The organism is Ornithinimicrobium sp. F0845, assembly GCF_023015765.1.
Classification (GTDB): Bacteria; Actinomycetota; Actinomycetes; order Actinomycetales; family Dermatophilaceae; genus Ornithinicoccus.
Genome location: NZ_JALKAL010000002.1, coordinates 450,685 through 463,679, shown reverse-complemented (window position 1 = coordinate 463,679; position 12,995 = coordinate 450,685). Strand labels below are relative to the sequence as shown.

Here is a 12,995-nt window from a genome sequence, read left to right as displayed (position 1 = left end):
ATGGACATCGGCACGCTCGTCACCCGGGCCGGCCACCGCTTCGGGGACCGCGTCGCGGTGGAGGGATCGGACACCGCCGACCGGCGCACCTTCGCCGAGCTCGCCGACCGGGTCACCAGGATCGCTGCCGGCCTGCTGTCCCTCGGGCTCAACCCGGGTGATCGGGTGCTGGACCTGCAGAGCAACAGCACGGCATACCTCGAGACGGACCTGGCGATCCGCGCCGCCGGGCTGGTGCGGGTCGCCCTGAACTACCGGCTCCACCCCACCGACTGGCAGCGGATCGCCGGCGACTGCGCCGCGCGCGGCCTGATCTACCACGAGCGCTTCGGCGCCGACGTCGCTCCCGTGCGTGAGCAGATCGAGCACGTCGTGGTGGTCGGCGACGGTCCTGAGACTTCGCTCGAGCAGCTCGTCGCGGGTGCCACGCCGGGTCTCCTGCCGCCGCGCGACCCCGACGACCTGTGCGGGCTGCACTACTCCTCCGGCACGACCGGCCACCCCAAGGGCGCTCAGCGCACCCACCGCAACTGGGTGGCCTCGGTCGTCAACATGACCTTCGACGTGCTCGGCGGGCCGCCGGGCCCGGACGACTGCTACGTCCACGCCGGGCCGGTCACGCACACCTCCGGCCTGTTCGTCCTGCCGTTCCTGGTGGCCGGCGCCCGGCAGCTGGTGCTGCCGACGTGGGACCCGCAGACCTTCCTGGAGTCCGTCGCCGAGCGCGGCGCCACGCACACCGCACTCGTCCCGACGATGGTCGCCCGCCTGCTCTCCAGCGGCGCAGCCCGCGAGGACCTGGCCGGCCTGAAGATGCTCGGCTACGCCGGCGCCCCGATGCCCCCGGAGCAGATGCGCCGCGCCCACGACGAGCTGACTCCGCACCTGGTGCAGTACTACGGGCTCGTCGAGGCCATCCCCCCGGTCACCGTGCTTGACGCCGCCGACCACGCCCGCGGCCTGGCCGGTGAGCCCGAGCTGCTCACCAGCGCCGGCCGCCCCGCCCTCGGGGTCGAGCTGGGCGTCGTCGACGAGGACGGCCAGCCGCTGCGCCCAGGTGAGGTCGGCGAGGTCGTCACGCGCGGCGACCACGTGATGGCCGGCTACTACAACGCCGCGCAGCGCACTGACCTGTCCAAGGCGGTCGTCGACGGGTGGCTGCACACCGGCGACCTCGGGCGCCTGTCCGAGGACGGCCACCTGTGGTTGATCGACCGCAAGGGCGACATGATCATCTCGGGCGGCTACAACATCTACCCCCGCGAGGTCGAGGAGGTCATCGCCGAGGCCCCCGGCATCGACGAGGTCGCGGTGGTCGGGGTCGCCGACCCCGACTGGGGGCAGCGCGTCGTCGCCCTGGTCACCGCCCGGGCCGGTGCCCAGGTGACCGAGGACCAGGTCCGCGACTTCTGCGCGACCCGCCTGGCGTCATACAAGAAGCCCAAGGAGGTGCGGGTGGTGGGCGAGTTCCCGCTCAACTCGACCGGCAAGATCGCCAAGAAGGTCCTCCGCGCCCAGCTGGAGGAGCCGGCGGAAGGAGCGACGTCGTGAGCTGGGAGGACCCGACGCTGCGCACCGACTACGCGCCGCCGGAGGCCGAGCACCCGGGCGACTACCCCTACACCCGCGGGGTCAGCGACGAGCCCAGGGTGTGGATCATGGGGCAGTATGCCGGGTTCGGCACCGCGCGGGAGTCCAACGAGCGCTTCCGTGCCCTGCTCGACGCGGGCGTGACCGGCTTCTCGGTGGCGATGGACCTGCCCAGCCAGATGGGCATCGACTCTGACGACCCGCGGGCGGTCGGGGAGGTCGGGCGGGTCGGCGTCGCGATCGACTCCCTCGCCGACATCGAGGTGCTGATGGACGGCATCCCGCTGGAGGAGCTGTCCCAGGTGCGCACCACCGCCAACTCGATCGGCTACCTGTGGGCCGCGCTGTTCGTGGCGCTCGCGGAGAAGCGGGGCGTGCACCCCAACGAGTTCGGCATGTTCATCCAGAACGACGTGCTCAAGGAGTTCATCGCCCGCGGCACCCAGATCTTCCCGCCGGAGGCGTCGCTGCGGCTGGCCGTCGACTGCATCGAGCACGTCGCCCGCGAGACGCCGCGCTGGACCCCGCTGGCGATGAGCGGCTACCACATCCGCGAGTCCGGGGCCTCGGCCACGCAGGAGATCGCGTTCACCTTCGCCAACGCCCGCGCCTATCTCGACGAGTGCGTGCGGCGCGGCGTCGACGTCGACCAGGTCGCCCCGACGCTGTTCACCTTCCTGGCCATCACTACCGACGTGCTGCCCGAGGTCGCCAAGTTCCGCGCCGCGCGCCGCGTCTGGGCCAGGCTGCTCAAGGAGACCTACGGCGCACAGGACCCGCGCAGCCAGCAGCTGCGGATCTTCGCCTTCACCGCCGGCTCGACCCTGACCGCGCAGCAGCCGATGAACAACGTCGCCCGGACCTCCATCGAGGCCACCGTCGCGGCGCTCGCCGGGGTCCAGACCCTCCACGTCTCCGCCTACGACGAGGCCCTGGGCGTGCCCACGGCCGCCGCCGCGACCCTGGCGCTGCGGACCCAGCAGGTGGTCGCCTTCGAGACCGGGCTCACCCAGACCCTCGATCCGTTCGCCGGGTCGTATGCCGTGGAGCAGCTGACCGACGAGCTCGAGTCCTCGATCTGGTCGCTGATGGAGGACATCGAGCAGCGCGGCGGGGCGCTGGAGGCGATCAACTCCGGGCGTTTCGCCCGGGACCTGGCCGAGGCCGCCTACCGCCACTCGCAGGCGGTCGAGTCGGGGGAGCGGGTCGTGGTCGGGGTGAACCGGTTCCCCGCCGAGACCGAGCCGCTGGAGGTCTTCGAGATCGACCCCGGCACCGAGCAGGATCAGGCCGACTCGGTGCGACGGCTGCGGGAGACCCGCGACCAGGCCGCGGTCGACGCGGCCCTGGCACGACTCGCCGAGGACGTGGCTGCGGGCCGGTCGGTGATGCCCGCCACGATCGAGGCGGTCAAGGCCTACGCCACGCTCGGCGAGGTCGTCGCGGTGCTGCGCGACGAGCTCGGCAGCTGGCGACCCTCCGCCGACTTCTGAGGCGCGCCGGCGCCTGAGACTGCTCAGGGCGCTCGTCGTGCCGGGCTCTGGCGTGCCCGTGCCCAGGGTGTGGCCTGTCCGGTGGTGCGGCTCGCCCGGTGGCGGTGCCCGCTGTCGGGAGACGTGACATCGGTGCACGGCACACACCAAAGGAACACTGGTGCACCTCCCGCACCACTGTTGTCACTGGGGTGGCAGGTGCGCCACTGTTGTCACTGGAGCGGCAGGTGCACCAGCGTTGTCACTGGGGTGGCAGGTGCGCCAGCGTTGTCACTGGGGTGGCAGGTGCGCCAGCGTTGTCACTGGAGCAGCACGCGCACCAGTCCTGGGCTGGTGCAGGTGGGACACCGATGTCACGTCTCCGGGAGGTGCGGGCGGATGGACTCGCCTCAGGCGTCGACGCGTGGCACCTCGATGAGCACGGCGGTGCCCTGACCGACGCCGATGCAGGCAGCGGCGATGCCGAGGCCGCCGCCGCGGCGGGCCAACTCCCGGGCCAGGTCCACGACGACCCTCGGGGCACTGGCGCCGAGCGGGTGCCCGATCGCGATGGCGCCGCCGTTGACGTTCACCTTCGACGGGTCGAGCTCCGGCAGGTCGTGCAGGACCGAGAGGACCATCGCCGCGAAGGCCTCGTTGATCTCCCACAGGTCGATGTCGTCGAAGCCCAGGCCCTCGCGCTCGAGCAGCTGCCGGATGGCCGGGACGGGCGCCACCGCGAACAGTTCCGGTGACACGGCGACGGTGCGTGACCCGACGATCCGGGCGATCGGCTCCACGCCCAGCTCAGCAGCCGCCTCGGCCGTGCCGACCAGCGCCGCGAGCGCACCGTCGTTGATCGGGGATGAGTTGCCGGCCGTCACCGCGCCGTCCGGCGTAAAGGCCGGCCGCAGCGCACCCAGGCTCTCCGCAGAAGCCTCCGGGCGCAACGACTCGTCCCGCTCCACGCCCTCGAGCGGGACCACGAACCCCTCGTGGGCGCCCCGCTCGTAGGCGGCGTGGACCAGCTGATGGGAGCGCACGGCATACTCGTCCTGCTCGTCCCGGCCGATGCCGCGCGCAGCAGCAACAGCCTGGGCGCTGGCCCCCAGCGACATCGTCCACTCGTCCGGGAAGGTGGGGTTGACCATCCGCCAGCCCACCGTGGTCTGGTGCAGCTCCATCTGGCGGGGCAGCGCCTCCTCGGGCTTGGGCAGGACGTAGGGCGCCCGGCTCATGCCCTCCACCCCGCCGGCGATGACCAGGCGGGCGTCGCCGACCGCCACCGCGCGGGAGGCCTGCACCAGCGCCTCCGAGCCCGAGGCGCACAGCCGGTTCACGGTCGAGCCGGGCACGGTCACCGGGAGCCCCGCGAGGAGCGCGGACATGCGGGCGACGTTGCGGTTCTCCTCACCGGCGCCGTTGGTGTTGCCGTAGACGACGTCCTCGATCGTGGCCGGATCCAGCCCAGGGTGCCGCGCCAGGAGCGAGCGGATCGGCACCGCGCCGAGGTCGTCGGTGCGCACGTGCGACAGTCCGCCGCGCAGCTTGCCGAAGGGGGTGCGCACGGCATCGATCAGGAAGGCGTCGTGTCCGATCATGGGTCCATCATGCCGGGGTGCAGGATGGGCTCGTGCGGCGCGTCCTGGAGTATGGCGATCACCCCGACCAGGTGGTCGACCTCACCGAGCCCGTCGGCCCCGCGGCGGGGGTCGCCTTCCTGGTGCACGGCGGCTACTGGCGGGCGCGCTTCACCCGCGACCTGATGGAGCCGCTGGCCGCCGACCTGGCGGGGCGCGGCTGGGTGGTGGCCAACGTGGAGTACCGCAGGGTCGGCACCGGCGGTGGGTGGCCGCAGACACCACAGGACGTGGCCGCGGGGCTCGCGCTCGTTGCCCGGCTGCGGGTGGAGCGGGGCTGGCCCGGACGACTCGTCTCCGTCGGTCACTCGGTCGGCGGGCAGCTGGCCCTGCTGGCCGCCCAGCCGGTCGACGCCGTGGTGGCGCTGGCGCCGGTCACCGACCTGGCCCGGACCAGGGCCGAGAGACTGGGGGAGGACGCGGTGCAGGAGTTCATCCCCGAGCCGCCGGAGGAGCGTCCCGAGCCGTATACCGCCGGCTCGCCGATCGCCCGGCTGCCGGTGGGGCGGCCGGTCCTGGTGGTCCACGGCGACGCCGACACCCGGGTGCCGCCGGCGCACAGCGCGGACTACGTGGCGCGCGCCCGGGCGGCGGGCGACTCGGTGACCGAGCTGCTCCTGCCCGGGGTCGACCACCTGACGCTCATCGACCCGGCGCAGCCGCACTGGGCGGACGTCGTGAGGTGGATGGCCTAGCTGGCCGGACCCTGGGCGAACGAGGTGACCGTCCGGCCTCGCGCAGCGCCCTTGCGGCTATCGGCTTGCGCCCTGGACACCACGAAGCCCCGGCAGGTGCCGGGGCTCCGTCGTGAGATGTGACGGATCAGGCCTGGCCGAAGTCGTCCTTCTGCCCGTCGAGGCTGTCCAGCCCCTCCTTGACCTTCTCCTGTCCCTGGTCGACCTGGTCGGCGTACTTGCCACCGGTCTTGTCGTCGATGAAGTCGCCGGCCTTCTCCACGCCCTCTTCGATCTTGTCGGCGTGCTGGTCCACGGCGTCGGAGACCTTGTCCTTGTTCTGGTCGAAGGCGCCCGTGATCTTGTCCATGATCCCCATATACGGATCCTTCCGTGCATCGAGCCGGTATCGGTTGCCGGCCGGTCAGGAGTCAACTTCGCACACCGCAGGGCACCTTGTCGACCCCTGCGGCGGCGATGTCGAACTCTCCGTGACCGATTCGCGCACGCTGGCCCGGGGAGGACTCAGCCCTGCGGGTCGTCCTCACCCTCGCCGCTGCCGAGGCCGTCCACGCCCTCCCGGAGCCGGTCCTGGCCCTGGTCGACCTGGTCGGCGTACTTGCCGCCTGTCCTTTCGTCGGCGTAGTCGCCGGCCTTCTCGATGCCACCGTCGATCTTGTCACCGTGCTGGTCGACCGCGTCGGACACCTTGTCCTTGTGCTCATCCGCAGCGCCGGTCACCTTGTCCATGAACCCCATGACACCAGCCTTCCCGTGTTCGTATGCCGAGTGCTCGGCCTGGCAACTCCACCGAAACACTCCCTGGGTGACCTGTCGACCGCAGAGGGCAGGGCGTCTGCGTGTCCTACCGCGTCTGCTCGCTCGCAGCGATCACGCAAGATCCCACGTGACGGTCACGCTCGCCGACACGCTGTGCTCACCGCCCTCGATGGGCATCGCGGCGTCGGAGAACGCGGCCGCCCGGGCCAGCTTCGGCATCGGGACGTGGCCCGAAGGCGCGTCGACCACGGTGCGCACCGCACCCAGGCTGCGCCCGGCCAGCTCGGCATACTGCTCGGCACGCTCGCGGGCGTCGTCGAAGGCCGCGTCCCGGGCCCTGACCTGGAGGTCCGCCGGGTCGGCCACGGTCAGCGACAGCCCGTCGATGCGCAGCGCATCGCCGGCGGCCCCGGACACGGCGGTCACCACCTCACCGGCCAGGTCGGTGCCCGCCACGGTGAGCCGCAACTGCTGGGAGGCGGTGTAGCCCAGCACCTGCCGGCCCTCGCGGTCGGTGCGGGTGTGCAGGTTGAGCCCCCGGGTCCGGGGTCCCGGGACGTCGTTGGTGCGGTGCTCGGCGGTGCGCTCCAGCACCGACCGCGTCGCCTCGGCGACTGCCGCCAGGGACGCCGCGACAGTGTCCGCCTCGGCCTGCAGCCGCAGGTCCAGGACAACGAGGTCGGGCGTGCCGACCGCCTGACCGTGCCCGGTGACCTCGATCGTGTCCGTGCCGTGCGTGCCGGGGTTCGCCATTCCCAGATCGTATGCCGAGCCGCACCCGGCCGCACGGGCTCGTCGTCGCCTGTTGTCGTGTCCGGGCCGTGCCGCAATCGTTGTGCGAATGTCATCCACGAACGGGCGCCGACGTGGCATGGTGAGAGGGACGGACCCGGTCCGTCGCGGTCCTGTCGGGCACGGTCAGGAGGACGCCATGACGCATCGTCAGCTCCCGCCGGTCGAGGTCGCGCCGCTGCACCGCGGTGGCTACCTCTCCGGTTTCCTGCTGTTGGGCCGCTGGCCGGAGGACCCGGTCGAGTGGGCCCGTTTCCTGGTCCTGGCCGTGCAGATGGCGGCGGTGCCCGGCATGTTGCCCCGGGGCAGCACCGTCTTCCGGGTCGTGGAGGAGGTGCCCGACGAGGGACCGACCGAGGCGGTCGGTCTGGTGCTCGCCGAGGGCCAGCTCGTCGGGGAGAACCCGCTGACGCCGGGCCGCTTCGCCGAGCACACCCCGCCCGGTCTGGCCGTTCTCCACCCGCCCGGCAGCACGCTCCACTCGGTCCCGGAGTACGACACGGCCTCCGGCTGCATTCTGCTCCCTGGCGTGCCCGACCTCGGGCTGGACCACCGTGCGGCCTGGGCCGAGGCGGACATGGAGGGCACCGTCACCCGGCTGGAGACCAGGTCGGGGGTGGACCTCCAGGGGGACGTCGACACCGCAGCGCTGTCGTTGCTGCTGGTCGCCTGAGCAGCCTGTCGGTCGACCGCCGACGCGTTCTCCGAGACCAGCGCGAGCGAGCAGTGTCGGAGCTCACTGGCATGCTGATCAGATGGAGCACAGGTCGGTCGAGCCGCACGTGGCGGGGCTGCGTGCCGCCGTGGACGCATTCGGGGCGGACGCGGCAGGAGCCGGGCTCGAGGCCAAGGTCCCGACCGCCCCGGCCTGGACCGTGCGCAAGCTGCTCGCCCACCAGGGGATGGTGCACCGCTGGGCCAGGGCCAACCTCCGCGGGGAGTCCAGCCACCCACCGACCTGGAACGCTGAGGGTCAGGCGGTTGCCGACCCCGTGGGGTGGTTGGTCGAGGGTGCCGAGGCGCTCGTGTCCACCCTCGAGGAGGTCCCGGACGACGTCAAGGCGATGGTCTTCCTCAAGGATGCGCCACCGCCGCGGCTGTTCTGGGCGCGCCGGCAGTGCCACGAGACGACGATCCACGCGGTCGACGCCCGTGCGGCGCGGCTCGGACGCCCCCCGCTGCCGGAGGACACGCAGATCGCTGACGCGGTCGCGCTGGACGGCATCGACGAGGTGCTGACCGGCTTCATCACGCGCGGGAGCTCGCGCTTCAGCGACGTCGGCCCGGTCCGGGTGCGGGTGAGACCGACTGGGCACGACCAGGGGTGGTCCGTGCTGGTCAGGGACGGTGCGGCGGTCACCACGCGGGTGGGCACGGAGGCGGGTGCGGATGACGACGGCGCAGACCGAGCCCTGACCGCGACAGGGGGCGGCGACGTCGAGGAGGTGCGGTTGTCAGGGTCGCCGGTCGGCCTCTACCTGGCGCTGTGGAACCGCACGGTCGCTGACGCGGTCGAGGACCCGGCGGGGTTCCTGGACACCTGGCGCGACCGGGTGCGGGTGCGGTGGAGCTGAGTGGAGCGGGTGACGAGAATCGAACTCGCGTAGCCAGTTTGGAAGACTGGGGCTCTACCATTGAGCTACACCCGCGTGCTGTCGGCACGGAGCCGGCCAGCGAGGGACTACTGTACTGCCCATCTGCGCCGGGTCCGAAACGCCCTCGGCACAGGGTGAGCGCGGGGTATGGCGCAGCTTGGTAGCGCGTCCGCTTTGGGAGCGGAAGGCCGCCGGTTCGAATCCGGCTACCCCGACCCATTACCATGGGGTGATCTGTGGGTGTCCGGCTGCCCTGTTGCCGGCGCCCGGCCGCGAGGAGTATGCCGGGAGGTCCGGTGCGTCGCCGCGGTCGGGTGGGTGCATCCCCAGATCCCGAACATCAACGACCAGATTCTGGAGTGCCGCAGAGTGAAGAGTGCCGTCGAGACCCTGAGCCCGACCCGGGTGAAGCTGAGCGTGGAGGTCACCTCCACCGAGCTGCAGCCGCGGATGGATGCGGCCTACAAGACCATCGCGCAGCAGGTCAACATCCCGGGCTTCCGGCGTGGCAAGGTGCCCAACCGCATCATCGACCAGCGCTTCGGCCGCGGTGCCGTCGTGCAGGAGGCCGTCAACGACGCGATGGGCGAGTACTACGCCCAGGCGCTGGCCGAGCACAACGTCAAGCCGCTGGGGCAGCCCGAGGTCAACATGACCGAGTTGCCGCTGGAGGACGGCCAGGAGCTGAAGTTCGAGGCCGAGGTCGACGTCGTGCCCGAGTTCGAGCTGCCCGACTTCAGCACCATCACCGTCGAGGTCGACCCGGTCACTGCCGACGAGGACGACGTGCAGACCCGCCTGGACAACCTCCGCGCCCGCTTCGGCACCCTCGTCGGCGTGGACCGCGCCGCCCAGGATGGTGACTTCACCTCCGTCGACATCACGGCGACCGCCGGCGGCGAGGAGGTCGACACCGCCGAGGGCATCTCCTACGAGATCGGCTCCGGCACCATGCTCGCCGGCATGGACGAGGCGCTGATCGGCCACACCGCCGGCGAGACCATCGAGTTCACGGCACCGCTGGCCGGTGGCGACAAGGCCGGCCAGGACGCCGACATCACCCTGGTCCTGCAGTCGGTCAAGGAGCGTCAGCTGCCTGACGCGGATGACGACTTCGCCCAGCTCGCCTCCGAGTTCGACACCTTCGAGGAGCTCATGGAGGACCTGCGCAAGCAGTCCGAGCAGGGTGCGAAGTTCGAGCAGGGCGTCCAGGCCCGCGACAAGGTCCTGGAGCAGATGCTCGAGATCGTCGAGATCCCCGTGCCCGACTCGGTCGTCGAGGCCGAGGTGCACAGCCACCTGGAGAACGAGGGCCGTCTCGAGGACGACGTGCACCGCGCCGAGGTCACCGAAAGCACGACCAAGGCCGTCCGCACCCAGCTCCTGCTGGACGCCCTCGTCGAGCGGGACGAGATCGAGGTCGGCCAGAACGAGCTGGTCGAGTACCTCATCATGACCGCGCAGCAGTACGGCATGAACCCCAACGAGTTCGCCCAGCAGCTCGACAACCAGAACCAGGTGCCCGGCATGGTCGCCGAGGTCGGACGCCGCAAGGCCCTGGCCGCGGTCCTGGAGAGCGTCACGGTCAAGGACACCGACGGCAACGTCGTCGACCTCAACGAGATCGACCCCGGTGACGAGGACGAGGAAAGCGCCGGGGCCGGGGACTCGGCCGACAGCGTTGACCCCGTCGACAGCGTGGACTCGGTGGACAGCCCCGACTCAGTAGACAGCGTTGACTCGGTGGACAGCGTTGACTCGGTGGACAGTCCCGACTCGGTGGACAGCGTGGATTCCGTCGACAGCCCGGACGAGGAGGCCGACGAGGTCTCCGACGTCGAGGCCGCGCTGGCTGATGTCGAGGCCGCCGACGAGGCGTCCGAGAAGGCCTGACCGACCCCCGCACACCACCCCGACGCGGACTGCCGGAGCGATCCACCGGCCCGCGTCGTCGTCTCCTGGGGAGCCGCGTCCGGGCGACCCGGGACGGTGGGCAGTATGTCGTGTGCTCCCGGGTCGTGGCGGTGGGCAGTTTGCCGTGCGCTCCCGGGTCGGGGGTCAGCTCGCCGGCCGGGTGGGCACCTGCGTGATGGCCGCCGGCGCCGGCCCCGTGTGCAGCAGCCCCAACCTGGAGGTGGTCCGCGTCATCGCGACGTAGAGGTCGCTGTGGCCGCGCGGTGCCGCCAGGAGACCTTCCACGTCGGCGACCAGGACCCCGTCGAACTCCAGCCCCTTGGCCTGGGTCGGATCGATCACCACGCACCGTGAGCCGAGGTCGAGGTCCGCCCCGGACGAGGCGCCCGGCACCGCCGCGGCGACGGCGGAGGCGAGGGCCGGCACGAGGGCCGGTGGTGCGATGACCGCCAGGTGGCCACCCTCGAGGGCGGCGTGCTCCTGTGCGGCCAGCCGCGCGGTCACCGCGACCAGGTCGTCGGCGACCTCCAGCCGCCAGGGCCGGTGGGGGCCGGTTCGCGCGGAGACGGGCTCGGTCGCCGCGGGGTTGAGCACCCGCAGCACCGGGAGCGCGGCGTCCATCACCTCCTGGGGCGTGCGGTAGTTGACGGTCAGCTCGACCACCGTCCAGCGCCGACGCGGGTGCTGCGCCGCGAGCGAGCTCCAGGAGGTGCTGCCCCCGGCAGAGGAGGTCTGGTTGATGTCGCCGACGACGGTCAGCGACCCGGAGGGCACGCGGCGCAGCAGCATCCGCCACTGCATCGCGCTCAGTTCCTGGGCCTCGTCGACGACCGCGTGGCCGTAGGCCCACGTGCGGTCCGCCGCCGCCCGCTCGGCCAGCACGCGAGTGTCGCTCTCGGCGAACCGGTCGGCCATCGCCTCGGCGGAGACGCCGCGGGTGCCGCTCCCGGCCAGGACCCGTCGGGCGTAGGCCAGGTCGCGCTCGCGAGCGGCGCGGGCAGCGGCCGTCGCGTCCGAGTCGTCGACGCCGAGCAACTCGGCGGCCTCGTCGAGCAGGGCGATGTCCGCCAGGCCCCAGCCGCTGCCGCGGGAGCGGTGCAACAGGTCTGCGGCGTCGCCGGTCTCCCGGCCGAGGTCCGCACCGGATGCGGCCAGAGCAGCCTGCAGGCGGTCCCGGTCGGACAGCAGGTCATCGAGGAACTGCTCGGGTGTGAGCACCGGCCAGAGGTCCTCGATGGTGGCCCGCACAGTCGGATCGGCCGCGAGCTCGGCGCGCAGCCGTTCGTGTTCGTGGGCGGCCACCGTGCCGCTGACCTCGGTGCCGGAGCCCCCCACGTGGCCGGGCAGCTGGTCGGTGTCCCGATCGAACGAGGCGTCCAACCGCCGGACCTCCGCCTCGAAGCCGCGCTCGACGTCGGTGAGCAGCTGCTCGCCGTGGGCCACGACCAGGTCGGTGAGAAGGCTCCACATCTCCTCGCGGAACGCCCTGCCGGCCCGGTTGTGGCCGGGGCGCCCGTGGCTCGCGCGCTCCCGGGCGGCGTTGATGACCGTGGAGTCGAGACGGAAGGTGTCGCCGTCGAAGACGATCTCGGCGGCCCGTGCGGGCGCCTGCCGTTGGGCGACCGCTGCCGCGATCACCGCGGCCATCGCCGACTGTCCCTTGAGGGCCGCCACCTCAGGTGGCTCGGAACGCGTCGGCTCGATCCCCGGGAGCAGCGTGCCAGGCGTCATCAGCACGGCCTGGGTCTCACCGAGTGAGGGGAGGACCTGCTCGATGTAGGACAGGAAGGCCGCGTTGGGCCCGACCACCAGCACCCCGCTCTCGGCGATCCGCGGATAGGTGTACAGCAGGTAGGCGGCCCGGTGCAGGGCCACCGCGGTCTTGCCCGTGCCCGGCCCGCCCTGGACCACGAGAATGCCTTCGGCGGCCGAGCGGATGATGCGGTCCTGCTCGCCCTGGAGGGTCGCCACGATGTCGCTCATGCGACCCGTGCGGTGCGCCGTGAGTGCCTCCATGAGCGCACCCTCGCCGACGAAGGTATCCACCGCACCGCGTGCGCCAGGGTGCGCGAGGTCGAGCAGCTCGTCGTTGACCCCGGTCACGACGCGGCGCTCGGTGCGGATGTGCCGGCGGCGCCGGATGCCCGACCCGGAGCCGGCGGTCGCGGTGTAGAAGGTGGCCGCGGCGGGGGCGCGCCAGTCCACGAGCAGCGGCGTCAGGTCTGCGTCGCGCAGACCCATCCGGCCGATGTGCAGGCGCTCACCGTCGGTGCGGTCGAGGCGCCCGAAGTAGAGGCCGTTCTCGGCCCGCTCCAGGTCGGAGCGCCGCGCGGCCAGCGCTGCCATCCGGGCGTCCCGGTCGACCAGGTCCTGTGCGCTGCCGCCGTGACCGACGGGGACCGTGGTCAGGTCTCGGTCCACCTCCCCGCGCAGCTCATCGACCCGGGAGTAGAGCCCGTCGAGATAGGTCTGCTCGTCGCGGATCGCGTTGTCCAGGGCCTGCTCGTCGCTGGTCACGGGTCCCCTCACGTCGAAGAT

General features: G+C 72.0%; 11 protein-coding genes and 2 tRNA genes. 7 read left to right on the top strand and 6 right to left on the bottom strand.

The annotated features are described in order from the left end of the window. Both MWU75_RS05430 and MWU75_RS05425 read left to right on the top strand, forming a co-directional pair. Entirely contained in the window at window positions 1-1,551 is a 1,551-nt protein-coding gene (locus tag MWU75_RS05430; RefSeq protein WP_247088756.1) for an AMP-binding protein, read from the top strand. Then, entirely contained in the window at window positions 1,548-3,083 is a 1,536-nt protein-coding gene (locus MWU75_RS05425; protein ID WP_247088755.1) for a methylmalonyl-CoA mutase family protein, read from the top strand. The genes MWU75_RS05430 and MWU75_RS05425 overlap by 4 nt, the downstream gene beginning before the upstream one ends. 389 nt (window positions 3,084-3,472) lie before the next feature. Here the strand turns inward: MWU75_RS05425 and MWU75_RS05420 are convergent, their stop codons facing one another. Further along, window positions 3,473-4,663 (bottom strand): thiolase family protein, encoded by a 1,191-nt coding sequence (locus tag MWU75_RS05420; protein ID WP_247088754.1) that lies wholly within the window; start codon window positions 4,661-4,663, stop codon window positions 3,473-3,475. A 32-nt stretch (window positions 4,664-4,695) separates the two neighbouring features. On the opposite strand from MWU75_RS05420, the gene MWU75_RS05415 reads away from it, so the two are divergent. Next, window positions 4,696-5,397, top strand: a complete 702-nt coding sequence (locus MWU75_RS05415) for a prolyl oligopeptidase family serine peptidase (protein WP_247088753.1) — start codon at window positions 4,696-4,698, stop codon at window positions 5,395-5,397. A 127-nt stretch (window positions 5,398-5,524) separates the two neighbouring features. On the opposite strand, the gene MWU75_RS05410 is transcribed toward MWU75_RS05415, so the two are convergent. The 3 genes from MWU75_RS05410 to MWU75_RS05400 form a co-directional block, all read right to left on the bottom strand. Then, window positions 5,525-5,755 carry an antitoxin gene (locus MWU75_RS05410; RefSeq protein WP_247088752.1) on the bottom strand — a complete coding sequence of 77 codons (231 nt, stop codon included), beginning with the start codon at window positions 5,753-5,755 and terminating at the stop codon, window positions 5,525-5,527. A gap of 146 nt (window positions 5,756-5,901) precedes the next feature. Continuing rightward, window positions 5,902-6,135, bottom strand: a complete 234-nt coding sequence (locus tag MWU75_RS05405; RefSeq protein ID WP_247088751.1) for an antitoxin — start codon at window positions 6,133-6,135, stop codon at window positions 5,902-5,904. Between the two features lie 132 nt (window positions 6,136-6,267). Continuing rightward, window positions 6,268-6,909, bottom strand: coding sequence for an SIMPL domain-containing protein (locus tag MWU75_RS05400; RefSeq protein WP_247088750.1), 642 nt, complete (start codon window positions 6,907-6,909; stop codon window positions 6,268-6,270). Window positions 6,910-7,087: 178 nt separating this feature from the next. Between MWU75_RS05400 and MWU75_RS05395 the strand changes: the two genes are divergently transcribed. Beyond that, window positions 7,088-7,621 (top strand): peptidase, encoded by a 534-nt coding sequence (locus MWU75_RS05395; protein WP_247088749.1) that lies wholly within the window; start codon window positions 7,088-7,090, stop codon window positions 7,619-7,621. Between the two features lie 82 nt (window positions 7,622-7,703). Then, complete coding sequence (locus MWU75_RS05390; RefSeq protein WP_247088748.1) at window positions 7,704-8,522, top strand: maleylpyruvate isomerase N-terminal domain-containing protein; 819 nt, start codon at window positions 7,704-7,706, stop codon at window positions 8,520-8,522. A gap of 1 nt (window position 8,523) precedes the next feature. Here MWU75_RS05390 and MWU75_RS05385 read toward each other — a convergent pair. Next, a tRNA-Gly gene (locus MWU75_RS05385) sits at window positions 8,524-8,597 on the bottom strand. Between the two features lie 87 nt (window positions 8,598-8,684). Between MWU75_RS05385 and MWU75_RS05380 the strand changes: the two genes are divergently transcribed. After that, window positions 8,685-8,758: transfer RNA gene (locus MWU75_RS05380), tRNA-Pro, on the top strand. 25 nt (window positions 8,759-8,783) lie between these two features. Continuing rightward, window positions 8,784-10,436: a trigger factor gene (tig, locus tag MWU75_RS05375; RefSeq protein ID WP_247088747.1), complete on the top strand. Its 1,653-nt coding sequence runs from the start codon at window positions 8,784-8,786 to the stop codon at window positions 10,434-10,436. Window positions 10,437-10,601: 165 nt separating this feature from the next. Here the strand turns inward: tig and MWU75_RS20210 are convergent, their stop codons facing one another. Then, the gene (locus MWU75_RS20210; RefSeq protein WP_247088746.1) at window positions 10,602-12,974 is read right to left on the bottom strand and encodes an AAA family ATPase; all 2,373 of its coding nucleotides are present in this window, start codon (window positions 12,972-12,974) and stop codon (window positions 10,602-10,604) included. Between the last annotated feature and the right edge of the window lie 21 nt (window positions 12,975-12,995).